Raw genomic sequence first — 25,998 nt, 5'->3', positions numbered from 1 at the left:
TCAGCCGGCCGCCGCCACCAACGCCCGCATCACCCGCAGATCCTCGCCCATCTCCGGATGCCACTGCACCCCCAGCACCCACCCGCCGGGCCCCGAGGGCTCGATCGCCTCCACCGTGCCGTCCCTCGCATGCGCCGACGCCACGAGCCCGCTGCCGAGCCGGTCCACGGCCTGGTGGTGGAACGTGGGTACGGAGGTCACCTCCGGGACGATGCCGGCGTACCGTGTGCCGGGCACCGGCTGGACCGGGTGCCGGCCGAAGACCCCCGGCGGCCCGGCATGCCCCTTCACATGCTGCACCAGCGTGCCGCCGAGCGCGACGTTCAGCAACTGCATGCCCCGGCAGATCCCGAGCAGCGGCACGTCCGCGGCCAACGCGGCGTCGATCAGGGCGAGTTCCCAGGCGTCGCGGGCCCGGGACGGCGGACCGGTCCGCGGGCCGGTGACGGCGCCGTAGCGGACCGGCTCGACGTCGGGGCCGCCCGCGATCACCAAGGCGTCCAGCCGTGCCACGGTGGCCGCGGCGTGCTCGGGCCCGTCCGGCGGCAGCATCGCGGCCAGAGCGCCGGCCCGCTGCACCAGCCGCGGATAACCGGCCGGCAGCAGCGCCGCCTCCAGCTCCCACACCCCCCAGCGCGCCCCGGACTCCAGATACGTACTGACCCCGATCAACGGCCGACCCGCCATGGCACCCTCCTTTGCTCCCCTCAATGGCTTGCACGCACACCTTTACCGCGAACCCAGCCCCGGGCAAGCCCCCGGCCCGACGCCGCCGCGGCGGACGCCTGAGTCCGGTGGGCCGGGTGCCTGCGGAGGGGGACTCTGCGGGGACGCGTTGCTCCTCGGCCCCGCGGGCCTGGCGCCGGCGGGCGGGCGTGCGGGGGTGAGCGGCTGCGTGCCGGCGGGGACCTGTGGGGGAGGGGCGGCTGTGGGACGGGGGCCCGCGATCGGCACCTGGCGCACGCCCCCGGGCGGGGGCGCCGCGGGCGTCCGCCGGGGTCGTGCCGGGCGGACCTGTGGGGGCGCCTGTGTGTGGCGTGCTCTCCGCCTGCCGGTGCCCGGGTGGCCATTCGGCGCCGGATCACGTCAAGAAGCCCCGCAAGAGTGCCGCCGTTCCCGCGCAGTGTTCTCGCATCATGTCCCGGGCCCCGTCCGCGTCGCCGTCCAGGACCGCCTCGACCAGGGCCGTGTGCTGGCGCTGGGAGTGCTCCAGGTTGCGGACCAGCAGCGGAATGCAGTCCAGCAGGTCGTTGACGGTCGCCCGGACGGCCGCGTACTGCGCGGCCAGCGTCGGCGAGCCGGACAGCTCGGCGAGGGTGAGGTGCAGCAGGGTGTCCCGCCGCCGGTACTCGTGAAGCGGCGCGTCGTGCGTGCCGGCCAGCGCCGCCCGCAGCCGCTGCGCCGACTCGCCGGCAGGCGTGTGCGTCGCGCACAGTCCCGCCGCGCCCACCTCCAGCACCTCTCGGAACCTGAGCACGTCGTCGACGTCGACCGCGGCGATGCGGCGCCGCAGCTCGTCCTCGCCGCCCGCGTTCGTCCGGGGCAGCACGAACGTGCCTCCGTAGCGCCCGCGCCGTGACTCCACCAGTCCCTGGTCCTGGAGCACCTTCAGCACCTCACGCAGCGTCACCCGGCTGATGCCGAGCCGCTGCGCCAGCTCCCGTTCGGCGGGCAGCCGCTCGCCGCACGGCACCAGGCCGAGCCGCACGATCTGCAGGATCTGCTCCAGTGCCTCCTCGAAGCCGTTGCCCGCCCGCACCGGCCGCAGCACCGGCGCGAGCCGGTCGTCCGGCCGCCCCCGCCGCGTGTCCCGCGCCATCCGGTCGTGCCCCCTTCCCAACCAATGGTTCTCGGCAATACCTTATGGCTCCCGGCCGGCCGAAGACGCCGAAGGAGGCGCTGCCGTGGCAGACCGCACACCCCCGCTCGCCGTCGAGGAACTGCACGCCCTCGTCGCGAGCGGCGAGATCGACACCGTCGTGCTGGCCTTCCCCGACATGCAAGGGCGGCTCCAGGGCAAGCGGTTCGCCGCCCGCTTCTTCCTCGACGAGGTCCTGCACCACGGCACCGAGGGCTGCACCTACCTGCTCGCCGTCGACACCGAGATGAACACGGTCGACGGCTACGCCATGTCCTCCTGGGACCGCGGCTACGGCGACTTCGCCATGCACCCCGACCTGAACACCCTGCGCCGCATCCCCTGGCACCCGGGCACCGCCCTGGTCGTCGCCGACCTCGCCTGGGCGGACGGCTCCCCGGTCGCCGCCGCGCCCCGCCACATCCTCCGCCGCCAGCTGGAGCGGCTGGCCGGGCTCGGCTACACCGCTCAGGTCGGCACCGAGCTGGAGTTCATCGTCTTCAAGGACACCTACGAACGGGCCTGGGACGCGGGCTACCGCGGGCTGACCCCGGCCAACCAGTACAACGTCGACTACTCCATCCTCGGCACCGGCCGCATCGAACCGCTGCTGCGCCGCCTGCGCAACGACATGACCGGCGCCGGCCTCACCGTCGAGTCGGCCAAGGGCGAGTGCAACCCCGGCCAGCACGAGATCGCCTTCCGCTACGACGAGGCCCTGGTCACCTGCGACCAGCACGCCGTGTACAAGACCGGCGCCAAGGAGATCGCCGCCCAGGAAGGCATGTCGATCACCTTCATGGCCAAGTACAACGAGCGCGAGGGAAACTCCTGCCACATCCATCTCTCGCTCGCCGACGCCGACGGGGCGGGCGCGATGGCAGGGCCCGACGGAATGACCGACGTCATGCGGCACTTCCTCGCCGGACAGCTGGCGGCCCTGCGCGACTTCGCCCTGCTGTACGCCCCCAACATCAACTCCTACAAGCGGTTCCAACCCGGCTCGTTCGCGCCGACCGCCGTCGCCTGGGGCCACGACAACCGCACCTGCGCCCTGCGCGTCGTCGGCCACGGCCGCTCCCTGCGCTTCGAGAACCGGCTGCCCGGCGGCGACGTCAACCCGCACCTCGCGGTCGCCGCCCTGGTGGCCGCCGGGCTCTACGGCATCGAACGGAAACTGGAACTGCCACCGCCCTGCCCGGGCAACGCCTACACCGCGGGCTTCGAACACGTCCCGACGACCCTGCGGGAGGCCGCCGCGCTCTGGACGGCCAGCCCGATCGCCCGGGCCGCCTTCGGCGACGAGGTCGTCGACCACTACCACAACCTGGCCCGCGTCGAACTGGACGCCTTCGACGCCGCCGTCACCGACTGGGAGCTGCGCCGCTCCTTCGAACGCATGTGAGGCCCACCGTGTCCGACCGGTCCGACGCGCACGCCCCGCACGGCTCGCACGACGCGCTGTCCACCGCACCCGAACTCCAGGTGCGCAACCCCGCCACCGAAGAGATCGTCGCCATCGTGCCCGCCGCCACCGCGGCCGACGTCGACGCCGCCGTCGCACGGGCCACGACGGCACAGCGGCGCTGGGCCGCGCTCGCGCCCGCCGACCGGGCCCGGCTGCTGCGCCGCTTCGCCGACACCGTCGACACCCACATCGAGGAACTGGCCCGGCTGGAGGTCCGCGAGGCCGGACATCTGCTCGACACCGCCCGCTGGGAAGCCGGCAACGCCCGCGATCTGCTGCTGTACGCGGCCGGCGGCGCCGAACGCCTGCTCGGCAAGCAGATCCCGGTACCCGGCGGCTGGGACGTCACCTTCCAGGAGCCGCTGGGCGTGGTCGGGGTCATCGCGCCCTGGAACTTCCCGATGCCCATCGCCGCCTGGGGCTGCTTCCCCGCGCTCGCCGCGGGCAACGCCGTCCTCCTCAAGCCCGCCGAGGCCACCCCGCTCACCGCGCTCAGCCTCGCCGAACTCGCCCTCGCGGCGGGCCTGCCCGAGCACCTGTTCCAGGTGCTGCCCGGCCACGGGCACATCGCGGGCCGCGCGCTCGTCGACCACCCCGACGTGGCGAAGATCGTGTTCACCGGCTCCACCCGCACCGGCCGCGAGGTCATGGAGCGGTGCGCCCGCCTCGTCAAGCCGGTCACCCTCGAACTCGGCGGCAAGAGCCCCAACATCGTCTTCGCCGACGCCGACATCGAGGCCGCCGTCGACCCGTTCTCCTTCCTCGACAACTGCGGCCAGGACTGCTGCGCCCGCACCCGGATCCTGGTGCAGGAGCCGGTCCACGACCAGGTCCGCGACCTGCTGGCGGACGCGCTCGCGGCCGTCGTGGTGGGCGACCCGGCCGACCCGAAGACCCAGATGGGCCCGCTGATCTCCGCCCGGCAACGCGACCGCGTACGGTCCTTCGTGCCCGCCGGCGCCCCCGCCCTGCGCGGCACCGCACCCGAGGGACCCGGCTACTGGTTCCCGCCCACCGTGCTCACCGGCGAGCGGCCCGACACGGCCGCGGCCCGCGAGGAGATCTTCGGCCCGGTCGCCGTCCTGCTGCCCTTCACCGACGAGGCCGACGCCATCCGCCTCGCCAACGACACCCCATACGGACTGGCCGGCTCCCTGTGGACCCGGGACCTCGGCCGCGCCCTGCGCGTCTCCCGGGCCGTCCGGGCCGGCAACCTGTCCGTCAACTCCCACTCCAGCGTCCGCTACTGGACCCCGTTCGGCGGCTTCAAACAGTCCGGCCTCGGCCGCGAACTGGGCCCGGACGCCCTGACCGCCTTCACCGAGACCAAGAACGTCTTCATCAGCACGGAGGGCCCCGCACAGTGACCGCCGAGACCCCTGAGATCATCTGCCGCCGGTTGGTCGGCCGTATCGCCGTCGTCACCGGAGCGGGCAGCGGCATCGGCCTCGCCACCGCCCGCCGACTGGCCTCCGAGGGCGCGCACGTCGTCTGCGGCGACATCGACGAGACCCGCGGCAAGGCCGCAGCCGACGAGGTCGGCGGGCTGTTCGTGAAGGTCGACGTCACCGACCCCGACCAGGTCGAGGCGCTGTTCAGGACGGCGTACGACACCTACGGCAGCGTCGACGTCGCCTTCAACAACGCCGGTATCTCGCCGCCCGACGACGACTCCATCCTGGAGACCGGCCTTGAGGCATGGAAACGCGTCCAGGAGGTCAACCTCACCTCCGTCTACCTGTGCTGCAAGGCCGCCATCCCCTACATGCGCCGCCAGGGCCGGGGATCCATCATCAACACCGCGTCCTTCGTGGCCCGCATGGGCGCGGCCACCTCGCAGATCTCCTACACCGCCTCCAAGGGCGGGGTGCTCGCCCTGTCCCGGGAACTCGGTGTGCAGTTCGCCCGGGAGGGCATCCGGGTCAACGCGCTGTGCCCGGGCCCCGTCAACACCCCCCTGCTGCAAGAGCTGTTCGCCAAGGACCCGGAGCGCGCCGCCCGCCGCCTGGTGCACATCCCGCTCGGCCGGTTCGCCGAGGCCGAGGAGATCGCCGCCGCCGTCGCCTTCCTCGCGAGCGACGACTCCTCCTTCGTGAACGCCAGCGACTTCCTCGTGGACGGCGGAATCTCCGGCGCCTACGTCACACCGCTCTGAGCGGACCGCGCCCGCCCGCGGGCCGGACACCGTGTACGCGACTGGGGCCCGCGGCCTACAGTGCCCGGATGAGCATGACGCCGCCGCCCGGCTGGTACCCCGACCCGAGCGCCCCGCAGGCGGAGCGCTGGTGGGACGGCAGCGCCTGGACCGAACACCGCCGTACGCCCGGAGCGCCCGTCCCGCCGGCGGCCCCGGACCGTGCCTCCCGGCGGGCAAAGACGGTCGCGCTGGTCACCGCGGGCGCCGTGCTGGTCGCGGCGATCGTCACCGGCGCCCTCGTGCTCCGCACGGACCACGAGGGCGCCGGCTCCACCGAGGCGAACACCGGGGCCACGCCCACCACCGGCGACCCGCGGCCCGCCTCGCCGTCGCCGTCCGGTACACCGTCGGCCTCCGACCCCTCCGCCCCCTCCCGCGACGAACCCGCGACGGTCGTCGACCAGCTCAACGGCATCACACTGCCGCTGCCCGACGGCTGGGTGCGCCCGCAGTACGTCGCCGACGACGACGTCGTCATGACCACCGACGGCACCTACGACTGCCCGGTCGGCGTCGGCATGTGCTTTCACGGCCTGGTCAGCACCCGCACCGCCAGTGCCACCGGCGGGACCTCGCCCCGGGCGCTCGCCGAAGGGGACATCACCGACGCAGCGGACGCCGCCTTCGACGAGAACGCCCTCGGGCAGCGGCCCTTCGGCGGCATCACGTCCCATCGGCTCGTCGCCTCGGGCCAGATCGCGGTCGCCGGCCGCGGCGGGTACTACGTGCGCTGGCGGGTCAGCACGGCCAAGGGGCCGGGCGGCTGGGTCCAGTCGCTGGCCTTCCCGTCCAGCGTCGGCACCGAAGCGCCCGTCGTCGTCCGCTTCGTCTTCGACGCCGGCGCCGACGGGCCCCCGCTGTCCGACATGGACGAGATCACCCGCGGCATCCGGGCGGTGGGCGACGCGGACACCGGCGGCGGCGTCGGCAGCAGCATCGGCCCGTCGGACTGACCGTCACAGGAACGTGTGGCCCTCGCCCCGATAGGTGGGCACGGCCGCCGTCACCCTGTCCCCCTCCACCAGGTGCAGCACCTCGAACCGCTCGCACAACTCGCCGGCCTTGGCGTGCCGGAACCACACCTTGTCGCCGACGAGCAGGTCGTCGGCGGGCGCACCGAGCAGCGGCGTCTGCACCTCGCCCGGCCCCTCCTGCGGGTCGTAGCGCAGCCCCTGCGGCAGCCACGGCACCGGCAGCCGGTCGGCGCCGGCCACCCCGGAGGCCGGATAGCCCCCGCCGAGCACCGTCACCACACCGACGCCGGGCCGGCGCACCACCGGCAGCGCGAACAGCGCGGCCGGACGGCCGGTGAACGACGTGTAGTTGTCGAACAGGCGCGGCACATACAGCCCGGAACCGGCCGCGACCTCGGTGACGGCGGCCTCGGCCGCCGTGTGCTGCACGCTGCCCGTGCCGCCGCCGTTGACGAACTCCAGGCCGGGCGCCACCGCCCGGACGGCCCGCACCACGGCGGCCCGCCGCGCGGCCAGTTCGCGCCGCGCGGTCGCCTGCATCAGCCGGACGGCCCGCGAACGCAGCGGACGGCCGGCGACAAAGTCGCCCACGCCGGCGATATGACCCTCGTACGCCATGATCCCGACGAGCGTGAAACCGGGGCGCCGCACCACCGCGCGCGCCAACTCGGCGACCTGGTCGGGGGAGTGCAGCGGCGAACGCAGCGCCCCGACCCGCAGCCGCCCGCCCAGCAGCCGCAGCGATGTGTCCAACTCCAGGCAGACGCGCACGACTTCACCGCCGCCGGCCCGGGAGGCGTCGATGAGGTCGAGCTGGGCCGGGTCGTCGATCATGACGGTGACGGCGGCGGCCAGCTTGGGCTGGGCGGTCAGCTCGGCGAAACCGGACCGGTCGGCGGACGGATAGGCGAGCAGGACGTCGTCGAACCCGGAGCGCGCGAGCCACAGCGACTCGGCCAGCGTGAACGACATGATGCCCTGGAAACCGTCCCTCGCCAGGACGCGTTCCAGCAGGGCCCGACAGCGCACGGACTTGCTGGCCACCCGGATCGGCTTCCCGCCGGCCCGGCGCACGAGGTCGTCCGCGTTGGCGTCGAAGGCGTCCAGGTCCACGATCGCGACAGGGGCGTCGAGGTGGGCGGCGGCCCGGTCGTAACGGGCCCGGTCGGCGGCGCGCGCAGTCATGGACGCAGCCTGCCAGACAGGATTACCGCAGGGTAGGGGGACGTTCCGGGCAGATGCCACGGCGTCGCGGACTGGTTCCCGTTCGCCGTGCGACAACCCGTAGAGTGACGCGCACGCACGATGCGACGCCGTCGGCCGCGGCACCGCGCCGGGATGCCGTCGCGTCCGTGCGGGTATGCGTGCCCGGGACGGACCGAACAGCGGGCCCGGGTGAGGGACAGGACGACCCGCGTACCGAGGAGACGGCCCGGGGACGAGGAAACGGGGGGTGCATGAGCACGGAAGCGCGCCACACCCCGCGCCGCACCCCCTCCGCCCACCCCTCACCCCCCTCAAACCCCACCAACACCACCGAACCCCCCGACCCCACACCACCCACCGCCCCGCCTGCGGCCGAGGCCCCGACTGCGGCCGACGACGCGAACTCGGGTGCCGGCGCGAATGTGGGTGGCGGCGGTAAAGCGGGCGGCGCCGGCTCGGGCGGCGGCGTGAATGTGGGCGCGGGCGGCGCCAGCACGGGTGGCGGCGTGAATGTGGGGGGCCGCGTGAACTCGGGTGGCGGCGCCACCAGGGGCGGCGGCGGGAATGTGGATGGCGGCGCTTTCGCGGGTGGAAGCGGGGACGCGGGCGGCCGTGTGAGATCGGGTGCCGGCGCCCACGAGAGCGGTCGCGTGAATGCGGGTGGCGGCGCCCACGAGGGCGGTCGCGCGAATGTGGGCGACCCCGTGAACTCGGGTGGCGGCGCCACCAGGGGCGGCGGCGCGAGTGTGGATGGCGGTGCCTTCGCGGGTCGTGGCGGGGACGCGGGCGGCCGTGTGAACTCGGGTGGCGGCGCCAACACGGGTGGCTGCGGTAATGCGGGTGGCGCCGACTCGGGCCGCGGGGCCGATGTGAACGCGGGCGGTGGCGGTAATGCGGGCAGCGGTGTGGGTGGAGTGAGTTCCGTGGAGGCCGCTTCCGTGCCGGGCTCCGCCTTGCCTGCTGCCGGGTCCTCGGTCACGTCGTCCGGGGTTGCCGGTCCGATGTCCTCGCCTCCGCCGCCGCCCGCCTCCGCCCGCTTCCCGGACGCGCCGCCCACCGCGGGGTCCGGTCCGCGGCGCGACGGGGCCTCCGGCAAGTCGTCGACCGGTGGGAGCGGTTTCTTCGCGCGACGGTCCGGCGTTCCGCCGCGGCCCGGGCAGCGGCCCCTGGTGCCACCCCTGCCGTCCAGCCCTCCCGGCGAAGCACCCTCGGAGAGGACAGCCCGGCCACGGCCGCCGGTGCCGCCCGCGCACAAGCCCGGCCCCAACAGCGGCCCTGACCCCCTGCCACCGACCTCCACCGGGCGGCCCGCCACACCTGCCACCGCACCCCCGCGACCCCCTACTCGCCCCGGCCCCGCCGCCGAGCAGTCCTCGCGTACTACTCGGTCCGGCTCCGCTCCTGTGCCGCCCTCGTCTTCGGCGGCTGTCGTGCCGCCGCGGCCCACTACTCGGCCTGATTCCGGCGCCGCGCAGTCCTCGTCCACCACTCGGTCCGGCTCCGCGCCCGTGCCGTCCTCGTCTTCGGCGGCTGTCGTGCCGCCGCGGCCCACCACTCGGGCCGAGCCCGGCGCCGCGCAGTCCTCGTTCTCCGCTCGGTCGGACTCTGCGGCCGGGGCGCGGGGTGGGGTCTGGCGGCCGGGGCCGCTGCCGGGGCGGGCGGAAGGCGGGGTCGCGCCCGACCCGGCGTTGTCGTGGAGCGCGTACGGGCCGCCCGGCGGCGAGCGGCCCGTCGTGTCGTTCGGGCAGCCCGAGGGGTACGACGACCGGGCGCGGCCCCGCCCGCTGGGCGCGCGGCTGCGCCCCCGCACCGCCGCTGCCGCCGCCTGCCTGGTCCTCGGTCTCGGCCTCATCGGCGGTGCCGTGACCGGGAGTTGGCTCACCGGAGACGCCGGCGCCGCGGGCGGCACCAGCGGGTTCGCCGCGGCCGGCGACCTGTGGCACAGCGTGCCGGTGGACGAACTGTTCCCGCCCACCGTCGAGGGCAAGGGCGCAGGACCGGGCGGAGCCGACCGGACCTGGACCCGGATCGCCGTCGCCCCGGACAGCGGCTGCGCGCACGCCTTCGACCCGCTGCTGCGCAGGCTCCTCGCCCCGCTCGGCTGCGAACGGCTGCTGCGGGCCACGTACACGGACGCCACCCAGAGCCACCTCACCACCGTCGGCCTGCTGTTCACCAAGGCCGACGCCGCCGCCATGTCCGCCCTCGCCGCCCGTTTCAAGGACGAGCGTCTGGACCGCCGCACCGATCTGCTGCCCCGCCCGTACGCCGCGAAGGACACCGCCGCGGCGGGCTTCGGCGACGAGCAGCGCGCCTCGTGGACCATCTCGGTGCTCACCGACGCCCCCGTCGTCGCCTACGCCGTCTCCGGCTGGGCCGACGGCCGCGGCGTCGACGCGCCCCAGCCCGCCGCGGACGCCCAGCGGTCCGGCGCCACCACGGCCCCCGCACAGGCGGGCCTCGGCCAGGAGGCCCAGGGCCTCGCCGACCGCATCGAACGGCGCCTGCGCCAGACCGTCAGCCCGGCCACGGAGAAGCCCTCATGAGGCGACCGAAGGGCGGCCACCGCCCGAGCACGACCGGCACGGCACTGAGCCTCCTGCTCGCCGGCTCACTCGCCCTCCTGCCGTCCACCGTCGCGCACGCCGACGGCATACGGGCCCAGCAGTGGGCCCTGTCCGCCCTGCACGCCGACGAGGTCTGGCGCACCACCAAGGGCAAGGGCGTCACCGTCGCCGTCCTGGACACCGGAGTCGACGCCGAGCACCCCGACCTCGCCGGCAACGTCCTGCCCACCAAGGACTTCGTCGGCTTCGGCGCCCGGGCCGGCGACGCCGCCTGGGCCAAGCACGGCACGGCCATGGCCGGCATCATCGCGGCGCACGGCCACGGACCGGGCAACGCCGACGGCGTCATGGGCATCGCGCCCGAGGCGAAGATCCTGCCGGTCCGGGTGATCCTTGAGGACGACGACTCGGCCCGTGCCAAGGCCCGCTCCACCCGCGGCAACGCCCTCGCGGAGGGCATCCGCTGGGCCGCCGACCACGGCGCCGACGTCATCAACCTCTCGCTCGGCGACGACTCCGACTCCGCGCACCCGGAGCCGACCGAGGACGAGGCCGTGCAGTACGCCCTGAAGAAGGGCGTGGCCGTCGTCGCCTCCGCCGGGAACGGCGGCGACAAGGGCGACCACATCTCCTACCCGGCTGCCTACCCGGGCGTGATCGCCGCGACCGCCGTCGACCGCTACGGCACCCGGGCCGGCTTCTCCACCCGCCGCTGGTACGCCACGGTCAGCGCGCCCGGCGTCGACGTCGTCATCGCCGACCCGGACCGCAGGTACTACGAGGGCTGGGGGACCAGCGCCGCCTCCGCCTTCGTCTCGGGCGCCGTCGCGCTCGTCAAGGCGGCCCACCCGGGCCTGACCCCGGCCCAGATCAAGCGGCTCCTGGAGGAGACCGCCCGGGACGCGCCGAGCGGCGGCCGGGACGACTCGCGCGGCTTCGGCTTCATCGACCCCGCCGCCGCGATCGCCGCGGCCGGCCGGCTCAAGCCGCAGGGGCTGCGTTCGGCGGCCTACGGCGAGAAGTACTTCGGCCCTGGCCCGGACGCCGCCGAACGGGCCGGAGACACCGCGGACTGGGCGGGCCCCCTCGCGGGCAGCGCCGGCGGGGTCCTCCTGGTGGCCGCGGTGGTCCTATGGCGCGGCAGACGCCCCACAGACCACTGACCCCGAGCACCGCCCGCCGGACGAACGCCGCGACCGGCCGCCCCGGTCCGCCGGCGGCCACGCCCCGGATCACTCCGTAGGTGTCGTAGGCGACGTCGCTGTTGCCGGGGTGGCCGCGGGTGGGGTCGTTGTCGTCTGTTGTGTGGTGAACGCCGACAGGGCGGCCCGGGCTGTGGCCTCGACCAGGTCGATGCCGCGCGCCTTGGACTCGGTGCCCTTCGACAGCACGGCCACCAGGTACGCGGTGCCGTCCACCGTGATCCGCCCGATGCTGTTCACGTCCCACAGGCCGGTCGTGCTGCGCGGCAGCCAGCCGTTCTTCAGGGCGCACCCCGTGCCGTCGGCCGCCGCCGAGATGCCCCACCGCTGGTCGGTCTCGACGGACTCCATCAGCCCCTGGAGATAGCGGCGCGATGCCTCGCTCAGCTCCGAGTCGTCCCCGAACACCTGATGCAGCAGGGTGAGTTGATCGGCCGCAGTGGTCTGGGTCAGCCCCCACAGCGGGCCGTCGCCGCCGGTCGTGTCCGTGAGCCCGAAGCGTTCGTTCGCCGCGTCGAGCCCGGCGGCGCCGCCGATGCCCTGCCACAGGGCCGTCGCCGAGTCGTTGTCGCTGTGCTCGATCGTCTTCGTGGCGTACGACCGCTCCGCGGCGGTCAACTGCCGTCCCGCGTCCTGCGCCTGGAGCAGCAGCGCCGCCAGGATGTCGACCTTCACGATGCTCGCCGTGTCGAAGGCCGCGTCGCCGTGGACGGCGCGCTCGCCCGAGTCCAGGTCGAGCACCGCCGCCGACACGCGCGCGCCCGACGGGACGGTCACCGCCGCCATCGCCGTACGCAGCAGCGCGCTCCGGTCCACCGTCGGCTCCGTCACCGGCCGCACCGATTCCTCCTCGCCCGCCGGGGCCGGGGAGGAGGCCGACGGCGACGCCGCCGAGGATACGTCCCCGCTGCCGGAGTGCGCCCGCGCCTTCATGTACACCGTCCCGCCGGCCATCACCCCCACCACGGCGAGCACCGCGAGCGCGGCGCGCGCCCGCGGACGGCGCCATCGGGGACGGGACCGGCGGCGCCGGCGGGTTCGGGGGGACTCCATGCCGGCGATGCTCGGGGCGCGGGCTGTGCGGGCCGTGAGCAGCGGGTAAGAAGCTCGTCAGCGAAATCTGAGAGTCCGGTGAAATCCGTGACCGTGGGGTTTCGGGCCCCGCACAGGCCCAGCAGCATCCCCCCGATAGGGTCGGGGACCGTGGCGAAGAAGAACATTCCCGACCCCGGCTTCTCCGACGACGACGGGTCCGCCGACCCCCGGCTGACCGCGGCGCTCGCCGCCTGGGCCGAGGACCGCACCGCCGTGGGCCCGGTCCTGGAGGCGCTGAAGGGTGCCCGGCTGCTCGTCCCGGTGGTGGCCGTCCTCGGCGAGGTGGAGGAGGACGAGCGGGGGCTGCGCCGCGAGAAGACCAGCGACATGGCCGTGCCGACCCTGCGGGCCGGTGCCCGCACCGCCCTGCCCGCCTTCACCTCCACCGCGTCGCTGGCCCGCTGGGACCCGGCCGCCCGCCCCGTCGCCGTACCCCTGCACCAGGCGTTGCAGGCCGCCGCGCACGAGAAGGCCGATACGGTCGTCCTGGACATGTCCGGTCCGGTGCCCTTCGAACTGACAGGACCCGCACTGCTCGCGCTGGCCGAGGGGCGTACGACGACCGACCCGCTGGCCGACCCCGCCGTGCGGGAGGCGGTGCGGACCGCGGTGGCCGCCGAGCCCGCCGTGCTGCGCGCGCACCTCGGTCCCGGCCGGGCCGACGGCACGCTCGCCCTCGTCCTCGATCCGGCGGCGCGGCCCGCCGAGGCCGCCCGCGCCGTCGCGGGCCGGCTCGCCGCCGACGAGACACTGCGGGCCCGCCTGGTGCAGGGCCTCGACCTCGCGCTGCTGCCGACCGGGACCACACCGCCGGGCGAGCCCCTGTACGTACGCGGATGACCTGCGGGACTGGTCACGCGCGCCCGTGACATCCCGTGCTCGCCGAGGTGGCCGCCGCCGGGGCTGAGCAGGTCCGGTGAGTCCGCTGCGGTTCGACAGCGCCCCGAAGCCGAAGGGGCGCGGGGAACTGCGCGACCAGCCACGACGGTGCCGCAGACGGCCGACGGACGGTACATCTCGGCATTTCCGGCGGAGCGCTCAGCCGTACACCGGTCCGGTGTACTTCTCGCCGGGGCCCTGGCCGGGCTCGTCCGGGACGATCGACGCCTCGCGGAACGCCAGCTGGAGCGACTTCAGGCCGTCGCGCAGCGGCGCCGCGTGGAAGGAGCTGATCTCGGTCGCGGCGGCGTCCAGCAGACCGGCGAGGGCCGTCACCAGCTTGCGGGCCTCGTCCAGGTCCTTGTGCGGGTCGCCCTCCCCTTCATGGGGGGCCAGCCCGAGCTTCACGGCGGCGGCGCTCATCAGGTTGACGGCGACCGTCACGATCACCTCGACCGCGGGGACCTCGGCGATGTCGCGCGCCATCGTGTCGAAGTCGGGCTGCCCGGCGGGGCCGGAGGGGGAGGTCTCACTCATGCGGGACACGATAGGCGCCGCACCGTACGAGGCCCCAGTCGGCCTCGGTTCGCCGTGCCGCCCCCGAGCTGCTAGCCTTGAGTAACGACCGGCTGGACACCACTGTGCCCGGCCCACAAGTGGAGGCTCCGATCTCCCACCTGACCGCCTTCCGGGGCGGCGGGTCTCCGGTCAGGCGGCCACCATCGTTCCCCGCGAGCGGTGGAGTCGCCCGAAAGCGCGCCCCGCGGTCACCGCGGCGGTGCTCCGGTAGTGCGAGGAGCCCCGCCTGTGATCGTCCGGGGCATTTTTTCTGCTTCGGCGCGGTTAGGTCTCAGGAGAAAACAGACGTTACGCGGCTGTCCGCCAGACCGTCGCGTGGTGCTACCGAGGAGGATCCATCAGCGCCGAGCCCCGCATCAACGACCGGATTCGCGTTCCCGAGGTGCGACTTGTCGGTCCCAGTGGCGAGCAGGTCGGCATCGTGCCGCTCGCGAAGGCACTGGAGCTTGCGCAGGAGTACGACCTGGACCTGGTCGAGGTCGCGGCGAACGCCCGTCCGCCCGTGTGCAAGCTCATGGACTACGGGAAGTTCAAGTACGAGTCGGCCATGAAGGCCCGTGAGGCGCGCAAGAACCAGGCGCACACGGTCATCAAGGAGATGAAGCTCCGGCCGAAGATCGACCCGCACGACTACGACACCAAGAAGGGTCACGTCGTCCGGTTCCTCAAGCAGGGCGACAAGGTCAAGATCACGATCATGTTCCGTGGTCGCGAGCAGTCCCGCCCCGAGCTGGGCTACCGGCTGCTGCAGCGGCTCGCGGAGGACGTCCAGGACCTCGGCTTCGTCGAGTCCAACCCGAAGCAGGACGGCCGCAACATGATCATGGTCCTCGGTCCGCACAAGAAGAAGACCGAGGCGATGGCCGAGGCCCGTCAGGCGCAGGAGGCCCGCAAGGCGTCCGCGAAGGCCCACCCGGGCCGCTCGCAGAACGCCGCGGACCCCGACAGCGCCGTGGACGCCGAGGCCCCTGCAGAGGCTTCCGCCGAGGTGTGACCCCGGGGGACGCACGTCCCCAGGACGTAACCGAAACAAGAGCGACGCTCCACCGTGCCCGGTTCTCGCGACCGGGCACCGGAGCGCCACCGACGAGGAGAAACGGCGCTATGCCGAAGAACAAGACGCACAGCGGTGCCAGCAAGCGCTTCAAGATCACCGGCTCGGGCAAGGTGCTCCGTGAGCGCTCCGGCAAGCGCCACCTGCTTGAGCACAAGTCGTCCCGTGTGACGCGTCGCCTCACTGGCAACGCCGAGATGGCCCCGGGCGACGCCAAGAAGATCAAGAAGCTTCTCGGCAAGTGACGCACGGGCGCTCGCAGCCGAGCGCCCCGCGCCAGGACCGGGACCCAGCCGTTTCCGGGTCGTGTGAGTACCACCACGGCCCCGCTACAAGGAGTTAACAAGTGGCACGCGTCAAGCGGGCAGTCAACGCCCACAAGAAGCGCCGGGCGATCCTCGAACAGGCCTCCGGCTACCGCGGTCAGCGGTCGCGCCTGTACCGCAAGGCCAAGGAGCAGGTCACCCACTCGCTGGTCTACAACTACAACGACCGCAAGAAGCGCAAGGGCGACTTCCGTCAGCTGTGGATCCAGCGGATCAACGCCGCCGCCCGCGCCAACGGCATCACCTACAACCGCTTCATCCAGGGTCTGAAGGCCGCGAACGTCGAGGTCGACCGCAAGATCCTGGCCGAGCTCGCGGTCAACGACGCGAACGCGTTCGCCGCCCTCGTCGAGGTCGCGCAGAAGGCGCTGCCTTCGGACGTGAACGCGCCCAAGGCCGCCTGACGCTGCGCTGGCCTCAGCCGCGTACGGTGACTTAAGGACCCGCAGGCTTTGTGGCTTGCGGGTCCTGTTGTTGGGGCCTCTTGTCGGGGGGCCTCGGCTTTCGGTTCGGGTGCGGGCCGGTGGGGGCTTGGCGCGCAGTTCCCCGCGCCCCTTGGGGGACTGGGGTGCCGTCGGCTTCGAGGTGGCCGGGGTGGGGCTTGGCGCGCGGTTCCCCGCGCCCCTTCGGGGCGCCGTACGTTGACACACTTCTGGAAGTGAAGAAGAGGATGCCGTCCCCTGGTCCCGAGTTGATTTCTGCCCGGTCCGGTCGTGTCTTGGCTGCTCGGCGGCTGGCGCGGCGGAACTTCCGGGGCAAGGAACGGCTGTTCCTCGCCGAGGGGCCGCAGGCCGTGCGGGAGGCGGCCGGGCACCGGGCCGGCGCCGCCCCCACCCTCATAGAACTGTTCGTCACCGTCGAGGCCGCCGAGCGGTACGCCGACATCGTGGGCGCGGCCCGTGCCGCGGACGCCCGGGTGCACCTCGCGGCCGACGAGGTCATCGCCGACATCTCCACCACCGTCACCCCGCAGGGAATGGTCGGTGTCTGCCGCTTCCTCGACACCCCCTTCGAGCAGATCCTCGCCGCCCGGCCCCGGCTCGTCGCCGTCCTCGCGCATGTGCGCGACCCCGGCAACGCCGGCACCGTGCTGCGCTGCGCCGACGCGGCCGGCGCCGAGGCCGTCGTGCTCACCGACGCCTCCGTCGACGTCTACAACCCCAAGGCCGTGCGGGCCTCCGTCGGCTCCCTGTTCCACCTGCCCGTCTGCGTCGGCGTCCCCGTGGAACGGGCCGTCGCCGGGCTCAGGGCCGCCGGGGTGCGCGTCCTCGCCGCCGACGGGGCCGGCCCCGACGACCTCGACGACGAACTCGACAAGGGCACCATGGGCGGGCCCACGGCCTGGGTGTTCGGCAACGAGGCATGGGGGCTGCCCGAGGAGACCCGGGCGCTCGCCGACGCCGTCGTGCGCGTCCCGATCCACGGAAGGGCCGAGAGCCTGAACCTCGCGACCGCGGCGGCCGTATGTCTGTATGCGTCGGCCCGTGCACAGCGCGCCTGCGGAGGGTGCCGCTCCGTCACCGAGAGCTAGTAGGGTGGCCCTGCCTGGGGCTTTCCCCCAAGCTCACGGCTTCGCTGGAGCAGCGAGGTGCCCCACGTCGACTGAGAGGTGGAGTGCGGGGATGAGCGTCGGCACGAGCAGTGCGCCGGGAGGGCGGGAGGTACGGCGGCCACCCGCGCCCCGGCACGGTTCTCTCGCCGAACGCGGCATCGACCCCGACGAACTGCCCGACGGCCTCGTGATCGCCGACGAACACGGCATCGTCGTCTGCTTCAACGCGGCGGCGGCCCGGATCACCGCTGTACGCCCCGAGGACGCCCTCGGCCGCCGGCTGGAGAAGGTCCTGCCGTTAGAAGACCTGGAGGGGCGCCGCTGGTGGCAGCTCACCGACCCCTACGGCGGCCTCTCCATCCGGGTGCGCCAGCCAGAACGCAATCTGCTGCTGCCCGGCGGCCGGGAGGTCCTGGTCTCCGCGCGGTACGTGCGCGGCGAGCCCACCGGTCCCATCCGCCGTGTCGTCGTCTCGCTGCGCGACACCGAGGCGAGGCGGCGCACGGAACGCAGCCACGCCGAGCTGATCGCCACCGTCGCCCACGAGCTGCGCTCCCCGCTCACCTCCGTGAAGGGCTTCACCGCCACCCTGCTCGCCAAGTGGGAGCGGTTCACCGACGACCAGAAGCGGCTGATGCTGGAGACCGTCGACGCGGACGCCAACCGCGTCACCCGGCTGATCGCCGAACTGCTCGACATCTCCCGCATCGACTCCGGACGGCTGGAGGTGCGCCGCCAGCCCGTCGACATGGGGGCGGCCGTGGGGCGCCACATCCAGGCGTACGTCGCCGCCGGACAGCCCGCCGACCGGTTCCTGCTGCGCATCGAGCAGCCGCTGCCCGCCCTGTGGGCCGACCCCGACAAGGTCGACCAGGTGCTCAGCAACCTCATCGAAAACGCCGTGCGGCACGGTGAGGGAACCGTCACCATTGACGTCACGCCCGCCGCGTCCCCCCGCGAAGGAGAGGACGCCGGCACGTCGGTCACGGTGAGCGACGAGGGCAGCGGCATCCCGGAGGAGTCCATGAACCGCGTCTTCACCCGCTTCTGGCGGGGCAGCAAGCGCGGCGGCACCGGCCTCGGGCTCTATATCGTCAAGGGCATCGTCGAGGCCCACGGCGGCACCATCACGGTCGGCCGGGCCCCCGGCGGCGGCGCCGAGTTCCGATTCACCCTGCCCGTGGGCACCCCGGCACACCTGCTCTGAGCGCGCGCCGAGAACCCACGGGCGCATTCGCCTTCCCCGACCCCGTTAGACTCGGCCTTTGGCACCTTTGTGTCCCAAGGAGCGGGACAGCAGTCCCGGGTAACGGTGACGGTTCGTCCACGGGCCGGTGACGGGGACCATCAGCCAGCCAATCGGAAGCACGGGAAGAGATGTCGGCACCCAATAAGTCGTACGACCCTGTCGAGGTCGAGGCGTTGAAACCGGAAGAGATCGAGCGCATGCGGGACGAGGCGCTCGCCGCCTTCGCCGCCGCGGACTCCCTCGACGCGCTCCACGAGGCCAAGGTCGCCCACACCGGCCCCGCCTCCCCGCTGGCCCTCGCCAACCGCGAGATCGGCGCCCTGCCCCCACACGCCAAGGCCGACGCAGGCAAGCGCGTCGGCCAGGCCCGCGGCGCCGTGAACAAGGCGCTCGCCGCCCGCCAGGGCGAACTGGAGGCCGAACGCGACGCCCGCGTCCTGGTCGAGGAGTCGGTCGACGTCACGCTGCCGTACGACCGCGTACCGGCCGGCGCCCGGCACCCGCTGACCACCATGATGGAACGCGTCGCCGACGTCTTCGTGTCCATGGGCTACGAGATCGCCGAGGGCCCCGAGGTCGAGGCCGAGTGGTTCAACTTCGACGCGCTGAACTTCACCCCGGACCACCCGGCCCGGCAGATGCAGGACACGTTCTTCGTCCAGGGCCCGGACGGCGATGACGGCGAGTCCGGTGTGATCCTGCGCACCCACACCTCGCCGGTCCAGGTCCGCGCCCTGCTCGACCGTGAGCTGCCCGTCTACATCGTCTGTCCCGGCCGGGTGTACCGCACCGACGAGCTGGACGCCACGCACACCCCGGTCTTCCACCAGATCGAGCTGCTGGCCGTGGACGAGGGCCTGACCATGGCCGACCTCAAGGGCACGCTGGACCACATGGTCCGCTCCCTGTTCGGCGCGGACATGAAGACCCGGCTGCGGCCGAACTACTTCCCGTTCACCGAGCCGTCCGCCGAGATGGACATGCTCTGCTACGTCTGCAAGGGCGAGTCCGTCGGCAACCCCGACCGGCCCTGCCGCACCTGTTCCAGCGAGGGCTGGATCGAGCTGGGCGGCTGCGGCATGGTCAACCCGCGGGTGCTCACCGCCTGCGGCGTCGACCCCGAGAAGTACAGCGGCTTCGCCTTCGGGTTCGGCATCGAACGAATGCTGATGTTCCGCCACAACGTCGAAGACATGCGAGACATGGTCGAGGGTGACGTCCGGTTCACCCGGCCGTTCGGGATGGAGATCTGATGCGGGTCCCGCTTTCTTGGCTGCGGGAGTACGTCGACCTGCCGGCGACGGAGACCGGGCGCGACGTCCAGGAGAAGCTGATCTCGGTCGGCCTTGAGGTGGAGACCGTCGAGCAGCTGGGCGCCGACCTCAAGGGGCCGCTCGTCGTCGGCCAGGTGCTGACCATCGAGGAACTGGAGGGCTTCAAGAAGCCGATCCGGTTCTGCACGGTCGACGTCGGCCAGGCCAACGGCACCGGCGAGCCCCAGGAGATCGTCTGCGGCGCCCGCAACTTCGCGGTCGGCGACAAGGTCGTCGTGGTCCTTCCCGGCGCCGTGCTGCCCGGCGGGTTCGCGATCGCCGCCCGCAAGACCTACGGCAAGGTCTCGCACGGCATGATCTGCTCCAGCGACGAGCTGGGCATGGGCGACTGGGGGTCGGAGTCTGGGGGAGGTTCGAAGGGCATCATCGTGCTGCCCCCGGAGCACGAGGTCGGCACCGACGCCATCGAACTGCTCCAGCTGGTCGACGAGGTCCTTGACATCGCGGTGACACCCGACCGCGGCTACTGCCTGTCCCTGCGCGGCGTCGCCCGCGAGACGGCGATCGCCTACGGCCTGCCGCTGCGCGACCCGGCACTGCTCGACGTGCCCGCCCCGAACGCCTTCGGCTACCCGGTCAAGGTCGCCGACCCGTTCGGCTGCGACCGCTTCACGGCCCGCACCGTGACCGGCCTCGACCCGGAGGCCCGCTCCCCGATCTGGCTCAAGCGGCGCCTCCAGAAGGCCGGCATGCGCCCGATCTCGCTGGCCGTCGACGTCACCAACTACGTGATGCTGGAGCTGGGCCAGCCGCTGCACGCCTACGACCGTTCCCGCGTCCAGGGCACCATCGGGGTGCGCCGGGCCGCGGCCGGCGAGCAGCTGACCACCCTCGACGGCACCACCCGCACCCTCGACGCGCAGGACCTGGTCATCACCGACGACCGCGGTCCGATCGGCCTCGCCGGCGTCATGGGCGGCGCCCACACCGAGATCGACGACACCGACGGCACCACCACCGAAGTCGTCGTCGAGGCCGCGCACTTCGACGCCGTCTCCATCGCGCGCACGGCCCGCCGGCACAAGCTGTCCTCCGAGGCGTCCCGCCGCTTCGAGCGGGGCGTCGACCCGCAGGCCGCGTCCGCCGCCGCCCAGCGCACCGTCGACCTGCTGGTGCTGCTCGCGGGCGGCACCGCGGACGCCGGTGTCACCGAGGTCATCGCGCCGTCCGCGCCGCGCACCCTCACCATCCCGGCCGACCACCCGGACCGGGTCGCGGGCGTCGCCTACGGCCGGGAGACGGTCGTGCGCCGGCTCCAGGAGATCGGCTGCGACGTCTACGGGCAGGACGAGCTGATCGTCACCGTCCCGTCCTGGCGGCCCGACCTCACCGACCCGAACGACCTGGCGGAAGAGGTCATCCGCCTGGAGGGCTACGAGAACCTGCCCTCCACCCTGCCCAAGCCCCCCGCGGGCCTCGGCCTGACCGAGCGGCAGCGGCTGCACCGCCGGATCGGCCGCGCGCTGGCCGGCGCCGGCTATGTCGAGGCGCTGAACTACCCGTTCATCGGCGAGCAGGTCCTCGACCAGCTCAACCTCGCGGCCGACGACCCCGACCGCCGGGTGGTCACGCTGGTCAACCCGCTCTCCGACGAGGAGCCCGCCCTGCGCACGACGCTGCTGCCGGGCCTGCTCGGCGCGCTGCGCCGCAACGACGGCCGTGGCTCGCACGACCTGGCGCTCTTCGAGACCGGGCTGGTCTTCCACCCCCGGGCCGACGACGTGGCCGGCACCGGGGAGACCTCACCGCGCGAGGAACGCACGACCGCCGTACGGCTGCCCGTCGACCGGCGTCCCACGGACGAGGAGATCGCCTCGCTCACCGAGGCGCTGCCCGAGCAGCCGCGGCACGCCGCCGTCGTCCTCGCCGGCGCCCGCGAGCAGGCCGGCTGGTGGGGCAAGGGCCGCCCGGCCGACTGGGCGGACGCCGTCGAGGCCGCGCGGCTGCTCGCCCGCGAGACCGGGACCGAACTGATCGTCCGCAAGGGACAGTACGGGCCCTGGCACCCGGGTCGCTGCGCCGAACTCGCGGTCGTCGTGGACGGCGCCGAGCGGGTCATCGGGTACGCCGGTGAGCTGCACCCCGGTGTCCTCAAGACGCTCGGCCTGCCCGCGCGCAGCTGCGCGATGGAGCTGGACCTGGACGCGCTGGAGCAGGCGGGCGCCGGACTCGTGACGAGCCCGCGCATCTCGACCTTCCCGGTGGCCACCCAGGATGTGGCGCTGGTCGTCGACAAGAGCGTGCCGAGCGCCGACGTCGAGGCCGCGCTGCGCCAGGGAGCGGGTGAACTCCTTGAGTCCATCCGGCTGTTCGACGTCTACGAGAACGCCGAACAGCTCGGGGCGGGCCGGAAGTCGCTGGCGTTCGCGCTGCGGTTCCGCGCGGCGGACCGGACGCTGACGGTGGACGAGGCGTCGGCCGCACGGGACGCGGCGGTTGCCCTCGCGGGCGAGCGCACGGGCGCGGTGCTGCGGGCCTAGCGGGGCGGGCCCTCGTTCGTCTGCGGCTTGCGTCGTGGCTGCTCGCGCAGTTCCCCGCGCCCCTTTGGGGGGTGCTGGCGTCGTTTGTCTGCGGCTTGCGTTGTGGTTGCTCGCGCAGTTCCCCGCGCCCCTTTGGGGGGTGACGCGCCGTTTTCGTCTGCGGGTGTGTTGTGGCTGGTCGCGCCGTTCCCCGCGCCCCTTTGGGGCGCGGGGGGCTCACTCGTTTGGGTGGGGGGTGGGGGGAACTGGGGTTTTTGGGGCGTGTCGTCGGCAGAATCGGACCGGCCTTTCGGGGTCGGTCCGTCTGCTCTGGCAGGGCTTCCATGGGGGCATCGGCATGATCCGTCTCAAGGCGCGGGCACCCACGCGGCGCGGTGTGCGCCGCGCCCGCGCCCTGGCACTGCCCACCCTCTGGGGTGGCGCGGCCATCCTGTACAAGCTGGCCTGCCCGCTCGCCCAGCGGACCGGCCTCGGCGCGCGGATCGTCACCTGCGCCGTGTTCTTCGCGGTCGGCACCGGGCTCATGATCCACGCCCGTCGGGCCCTGCTGCGTGAGCTGCGGCAGGCCCGCCGGGTCGCGGGCGCCGCGCAGAGCGTGCTGCTGCGTCCTCCGCCCGCCCGCCTCGACGGCCTCCTCGTCGCCGCCGGTCAGCTCTCCGCCGACCGTGGCGCGGCCATCGGCGGCGACCTGTACGAGGCGATCGCCACCGAACACGGCGTCCGGGTGGTGATGGGCGACGTACGCGGCCACGGTCTGGGCGCCCTGGCCACCGTCGCGGCCGTCCTCGGCAGCTTCCGTGAGGCCGTGCACGACGAGCCGGAACTCGGCTGTGTGCTGCGCCGGCTTGACCGGGCCCTGGACCGGCACCTGCGCGAGCGGGCCCGCGCCGAGCACCCCGCGGCCGGCCGGGATCCCGACACCCCGGTCGCCGAGGAGTTCGTCACGGTGCTCCTGCTGGAGGTCCGCCGGGACGGCGAACTGCGGGCGCTCAGCTGCGGCCATCCATGGCCGTACCGGCTCGGCGACCACGGCGTGACGCAGCTCACCCGCGCCGAACCCCTGCCGCCGCTCGGCCCGTTCCCGCTGCCGCGCGAGGTGGACCCCGCCTTCCGCGGTCGGCTGCTCCCCGGCGAATCCCTGGTCCTGTACACGGACGGAGCGGAGGACGCGAGGGACGCGCGGGGCCGCTTCTTCCCGCTGCCGAGCATCCTCACGGAGGCGGCCCGCGACGACCCGGTCTCCCCGCGGACGGTCGTGCGCACGGTCCTCACGTCCCTGCTGCGGCACACCGCGGGCAGCCCGGCGGACGACATCGCCGTACTGGTCCTCCGGAACGGGACGGGAAGGGCGAAGTGCGGCGCGTCCCCCACGGGCACGGGGAACCGCGCCGCCGACCCGCCACAACCCGCCGCGGACAACGCGTCCTTGGCGGCACCCCCCTAGGCCGCACGGCCAGGCCACCGCACGGTACGAGGGGGAGCAGGCGGCCCGGCCGGCCTCTTGCGAGGCATGTCAGTGAAACCGGGTGAACACGCTCCGCGACAGTGCGCGTACCGCCCGGATTCGCGCACTCCGTTCACACCCCGTGTGAACCCGTACGCACTACGCTGACCACACCAGGCCACCCGGGGGGCATTCATGCAGCCCAACACTCTGCTCGACGCGATCTTGGACGAGGCGGGCATTTCGCACGCCGGCCTTGCCGCCCATGTCAACCAGGCGGGCCGGGCGCGGGGCCTCGCGCTCCGTTACGAACACACCGCCGTCGCACGCTGGTTGAAGGGCCAGCGGCCCCGCGGCCAGGTGCCCGACCTGATCTGCGAGGTGCTGGCCGCCCGGCTGCACCGGCCCGTCACGCTCGACGACATCGGCCTCGGCGTCCCCGGTGAACCCGCAGGACCGCACGGCACCTCGCTGTCCGGTTTCGTGGAACGGGCCACGGCGCTGTGGCGCTCCGACGAACAGCAGCGTCCGCACGTGCTCGGCGCGCCCGCCGTCACCGGCACGCCCGCGGTGATGCCCGTATGGGAGTGGGAGAACCCGCCCGAGGACGTGGACGTCTCACGCGGCGGCGGACACCGGGTCACCGCGGCGGACATCGAGATGCTGCGCGCCGCCCGCGCGCACTACGAGCAGATGTACCGCAAGGCCGGCGGCATCGCGACCCGCAGCCGCGTCGTCGGCTTCCTGAACGCCGAGGCGGCGCCGCTGCTGCGCGGCGGCTACACCGACGCCACCGGCCGCCAAGTGCACCGGGCCACCGGCGGGTTGGTGGCGATCGCGGGCATCTGCGCCTACGACTCCGACGCGCACGGGCTCGCCCAGCGCTACTTCCACCAGGCGCTCAGGCTGGCAAAGGCCAGCGGGGACCGGGGACTTGGGGCGTATGTCATCGCGCTCCTGGTCAACCAGGCGCTGTTCGTACGGGAGTACCGGCAGGCCGTCGCCTTCGCCGAGGCCGCGCTGCGCGCTGCGGGCAAGCACATCACCCCCGCGCTGGCCTCGGACCTGTACGCGATGCAGGCCAAGGCGTACGCACATCTGGGCGATGCCACCAGCGCCCTGTCCTGCATCCGGCGGGCCGAGACGGCCGCCGAACGCATCCGCCGCGGCTACGAACCCGACGAGACCGGCTATGTCCAGCCGGGCCTCGTCAACGTGCAGGTGGCGGAGGCACTGCTCAGTCTGGGCGAACTCGCGGCGGCCCGGGAGCATGCCGCGGCCGCCGTGGGAAACCCGGCCCACGACCGGGGCCGGGTGCACCGGCTGGCCATGCTCAGCACCATCGAACTGCGGCAGGGCAATGCGGACACCGCGGTGGCCACGGCGGTGCAGATGGCCGAGCAGGCACGGGGAATGGAGTCCCAGCGGCTGCGCGACCGACTGCGTGCGGTGCGCGAGCACTTGGCCCGCAGCGGCTGCGCCGGAACCGCCGAGGCCGCCGAACTCATCGACGGGGCGCTGCGCGTACCGCTGTAGGCCAGTCCCAGCCACTGCTGCGATATTGCCACTTACTCGGCGGAAGGTGGCAGAACCGTGCAGTGGACGAAACAGAACGAACAAACTGTGTATGCAAACCGCTGGTTCAGCGTCAATCTGGCAGATGTCGAACTGCCCGACGGCCGGCACCTGGACCACTTCCTGATCCGGCTGCGGCCCGTGGCCGTGGCCACGGTGGTGAACGAGGCCAACGAGGTCCTTCTGCTGTGGCGCCACCGGTTCATCACGGACAGCTGGGGCTGGGAACTCGCGGCGGGAGTCGTGGAGGACGGCGAGGACATCGCCCGCGCGGCCGCCAGGGAACTGGAGGAGGAGACCGGCTGGCGGCCGGGGCCCCTGCACCATCTCATGAGCGTGGAGCCGTCCAACGGCCTCACCGACGCCCGGCACCACGTCTACTGGGCCGACGAGGGCGAGTACGTCGGACACCCCGTGGACGACTTCGAGTCGGACCGCCGGGAATGGGTCCCCCTCAAGCTCGTCCCCGACATGGTCGCCCGCGGAGAGGTCCCGGCCGCCAACATGGCGGCGGCGTTACTCCTCCTGCACCACCTCAGGCTCGGCTAAGCGCTCCGCTGGAAATGCCGCGACATGCCGTCGGTCGTCTGCGGCGCCGTCGTGGCTGGTCGCGCAGTTCCCCGCGCCCCTTCGGGGCGCGGTCGAACCGCAGCGGACTTCACCGGACCTGCTCAGCGGGCCAGCACCTGCCAGACGGTCACTACGAGGGCTCCCAGGGAGGTGAGCGCGGCTACCGAGGAGACCGGCCAGCGCGCGTGCTCCAACGAGGACATACGGGTGTTCAGCTCGTCCAGCTCCTTGGCGGTCTCCTCGGTGCGATGACTGAGCAGCGCCAGACCTCCCTCGACACGGGCGTAAGCCACGTCGAGGCGGCGCCGTAACTCTGCGAGTTCTCCATGGACCACGGGATGCTTCGGATCGGCGGTCACGGGTCCACTCCTTTCCGTAGTCGAACGGGG

23 protein-coding genes are annotated in these 25,998 nt (G+C 73.3%); 17 read left to right on the top strand and 6 right to left on the bottom strand.

The window, feature by feature from the left end; translation table 11 throughout:
* Together AC27LF_RS13490 and AC27LF_RS13485 are read right to left on the bottom strand one after the other, a co-directional pair.
* Positions 1–687, bottom strand: coding sequence for a gamma-glutamyl-gamma-aminobutyrate hydrolase family protein (locus tag AC27LF_RS13490; RefSeq protein WP_479656550.1), 687 nt, complete (start codon positions 685–687; stop codon positions 1–3).
* Positions 688–1,081: 394 nt separating this feature from the next.
* Positions 1,082–1,819, bottom strand: coding sequence for a FadR/GntR family transcriptional regulator (locus tag AC27LF_RS13485; RefSeq protein ID WP_479656549.1), 738 nt, complete (start codon positions 1,817–1,819; stop codon positions 1,082–1,084).
* A gap of 85 nt (positions 1,820–1,904) precedes the next feature.
* Here AC27LF_RS13485 and AC27LF_RS13480 point away from each other — a divergent pair, with 85 nt between their 5' ends.
* The 4 genes from AC27LF_RS13480 to AC27LF_RS13465 all read left to right on the top strand — a co-directional run bounded on the left by AC27LF_RS13480 (position 1,905) and on the right by AC27LF_RS13465 (position 6,476).
* Entirely contained in the window at positions 1,905–3,263 is a 1,359-nt protein-coding gene (locus AC27LF_RS13480; protein ID WP_479656548.1) for a glutamine synthetase family protein, read from the top strand.
* Between the two features lie 8 nt (positions 3,264–3,271).
* Positions 3,272–4,693, top strand: a complete 1,422-nt coding sequence (locus AC27LF_RS13475) for an aldehyde dehydrogenase family protein (protein ID WP_479656547.1) — start codon at positions 3,272–3,274, stop codon at positions 4,691–4,693.
* Positions 4,690–5,481, top strand: a complete 792-nt coding sequence (locus AC27LF_RS13470) for a 3-oxoacyl-ACP reductase (protein ID WP_479656546.1) — start codon at positions 4,690–4,692, stop codon at positions 5,479–5,481. The genes AC27LF_RS13475 and AC27LF_RS13470 overlap by 4 nt, the downstream gene beginning before the upstream one ends.
* A 74-nt stretch (positions 5,482–5,555) precedes the next feature.
* The gene (locus AC27LF_RS13465) at positions 5,556–6,476 is read left to right on the top strand and encodes a DUF2510 domain-containing protein (RefSeq protein WP_479656599.1); all 921 of its coding nucleotides are present in this window, start codon (positions 5,556–5,558) and stop codon (positions 6,474–6,476) included.
* A gap of 3 nt (positions 6,477–6,479) precedes the next feature.
* Here AC27LF_RS13465 and AC27LF_RS13460 read toward each other — a convergent pair whose 3' ends face one another.
* On the bottom strand, positions 6,480–7,682 hold the full coding sequence (locus AC27LF_RS13460; protein ID WP_479656545.1) for an alanine racemase: 1,203 nt from the start codon (positions 7,680–7,682) through the stop codon (positions 6,480–6,482).
* A 1,754-nt stretch (positions 7,683–9,436) separates the two neighbouring features.
* Between AC27LF_RS13460 and AC27LF_RS13455 the strand changes: the two genes are divergently transcribed.
* A complete protein-coding gene (locus AC27LF_RS13455) occupies positions 9,437–10,249 on the top strand; it encodes a hypothetical protein (protein WP_479656544.1) in 813 nt (270 codons plus the stop codon).
* Positions 10,246–11,433: a type VII secretion-associated serine protease mycosin gene (gene mycP, locus AC27LF_RS13450; RefSeq protein WP_479656543.1), complete on the top strand. Its 1,188-nt coding sequence runs from the start codon at positions 10,246–10,248 to the stop codon at positions 11,431–11,433. The genes AC27LF_RS13455 and mycP overlap by 4 nt, the downstream gene beginning before the upstream one ends.
* 69 nt (positions 11,434–11,502) lie before the next feature.
* On the opposite strand, the gene AC27LF_RS13445 is transcribed toward mycP, so the two are convergent.
* Positions 11,503–12,525, bottom strand: coding sequence for a serine hydrolase (locus AC27LF_RS13445; RefSeq protein ID WP_479656542.1), 1,023 nt, complete (start codon positions 12,523–12,525; stop codon positions 11,503–11,505).
* 150 nt (positions 12,526–12,675) lie between these two features.
* On the opposite strand from AC27LF_RS13445, the gene AC27LF_RS13440 reads away from it, so the two are divergent.
* On the top strand, positions 12,676–13,407 hold the full coding sequence (locus tag AC27LF_RS13440; protein ID WP_479656541.1) for an SseB family protein: 732 nt from the start codon (positions 12,676–12,678) through the stop codon (positions 13,405–13,407).
* A gap of 198 nt (positions 13,408–13,605) precedes the next feature.
* Here AC27LF_RS13440 and AC27LF_RS13435 read toward each other — a convergent pair whose 3' ends face one another.
* Complete coding sequence (locus tag AC27LF_RS13435) at positions 13,606–13,983, bottom strand: DUF1844 domain-containing protein (protein ID WP_479656540.1); 378 nt, start codon at positions 13,981–13,983, stop codon at positions 13,606–13,608.
* Between the two features lie 379 nt (positions 13,984–14,362).
* On the opposite strand from AC27LF_RS13435, the gene infC reads away from it, so the two are divergent.
* The 10 genes from infC (at position 14,363) to AC27LF_RS13385 (ending at position 25,588) form a co-directional block, all read left to right on the top strand.
* Positions 14,363–15,019 carry a translation initiation factor IF-3 gene (gene infC / locus AC27LF_RS13430; protein WP_351730220.1) on the top strand — a complete coding sequence of 219 codons (657 nt, stop codon included), beginning with the start codon at positions 14,363–14,365 and terminating at the stop codon, positions 15,017–15,019.
* 110 nt (positions 15,020–15,129) lie between these two features.
* The gene (rpmI, locus tag AC27LF_RS13425) at positions 15,130–15,324 is read left to right on the top strand and encodes a 50S ribosomal protein L35 (RefSeq protein ID WP_121888283.1); all 195 of its coding nucleotides are present in this window, start codon (positions 15,130–15,132) and stop codon (positions 15,322–15,324) included.
* Positions 15,325–15,425: 101 nt separating this feature from the next.
* Positions 15,426–15,809, top strand: coding sequence for a 50S ribosomal protein L20 (gene rplT, locus AC27LF_RS13420; protein ID WP_006141703.1), 384 nt, complete (start codon positions 15,426–15,428; stop codon positions 15,807–15,809).
* Positions 15,810–16,075: 266 nt separating this feature from the next.
* Positions 16,076–16,936, top strand: coding sequence for a TrmH family RNA methyltransferase (locus tag AC27LF_RS13415; RefSeq protein ID WP_479656598.1), 861 nt, complete (start codon positions 16,076–16,078; stop codon positions 16,934–16,936).
* Positions 16,937–17,027: 91 nt separating this feature from the next.
* Positions 17,028–18,164: a sensor histidine kinase gene (locus AC27LF_RS13410; RefSeq protein WP_479656539.1), complete on the top strand. Its 1,137-nt coding sequence runs from the start codon at positions 17,028–17,030 to the stop codon at positions 18,162–18,164.
* 170 nt (positions 18,165–18,334) lie between these two features.
* Complete coding sequence (gene pheS, locus AC27LF_RS13405) at positions 18,335–19,459, top strand: phenylalanine--tRNA ligase subunit alpha (RefSeq protein WP_479656538.1); 1,125 nt, start codon at positions 18,335–18,337, stop codon at positions 19,457–19,459.
* On the top strand, positions 19,459–22,020 hold the full coding sequence (pheT, locus tag AC27LF_RS13400) for a phenylalanine--tRNA ligase subunit beta (protein WP_479656537.1): 2,562 nt from the start codon (positions 19,459–19,461) through the stop codon (positions 22,018–22,020). Before pheS ends, pheT begins: the two co-directional genes overlap by 1 nt.
* A 337-nt stretch (positions 22,021–22,357) precedes the next feature.
* A complete protein-coding gene (locus AC27LF_RS13395; protein ID WP_479656536.1) occupies positions 22,358–23,464 on the top strand; it encodes a PP2C family protein-serine/threonine phosphatase in 1,107 nt (368 codons plus the stop codon).
* Between the two features lie 195 nt (positions 23,465–23,659).
* Positions 23,660–25,000, top strand: a complete 1,341-nt coding sequence (locus tag AC27LF_RS13390; RefSeq protein ID WP_479656535.1) for an NsdA family TPR-like regulatory protein — start codon at positions 23,660–23,662, stop codon at positions 24,998–25,000.
* Positions 25,001–25,057: 57 nt separating this feature from the next.
* Positions 25,058–25,588, top strand: coding sequence for an NUDIX hydrolase (locus AC27LF_RS13385; protein WP_479656534.1), 531 nt, complete (start codon positions 25,058–25,060; stop codon positions 25,586–25,588).
* Positions 25,589–25,710: 122 nt separating this feature from the next.
* On the opposite strand, the gene AC27LF_RS13380 is transcribed toward AC27LF_RS13385, so the two are convergent.
* Positions 25,711–25,968, bottom strand: a complete 258-nt coding sequence (locus tag AC27LF_RS13380) for a hypothetical protein (protein ID WP_479656533.1) — start codon at positions 25,966–25,968, stop codon at positions 25,711–25,713.
* Positions 25,969–25,998: the final 30 nt, after the last annotated feature.

Source organism: Streptomyces diversicolor (assembly GCF_057537855.1).
This window is presented reverse-complemented; position numbering and strand designations above follow the sequence as displayed.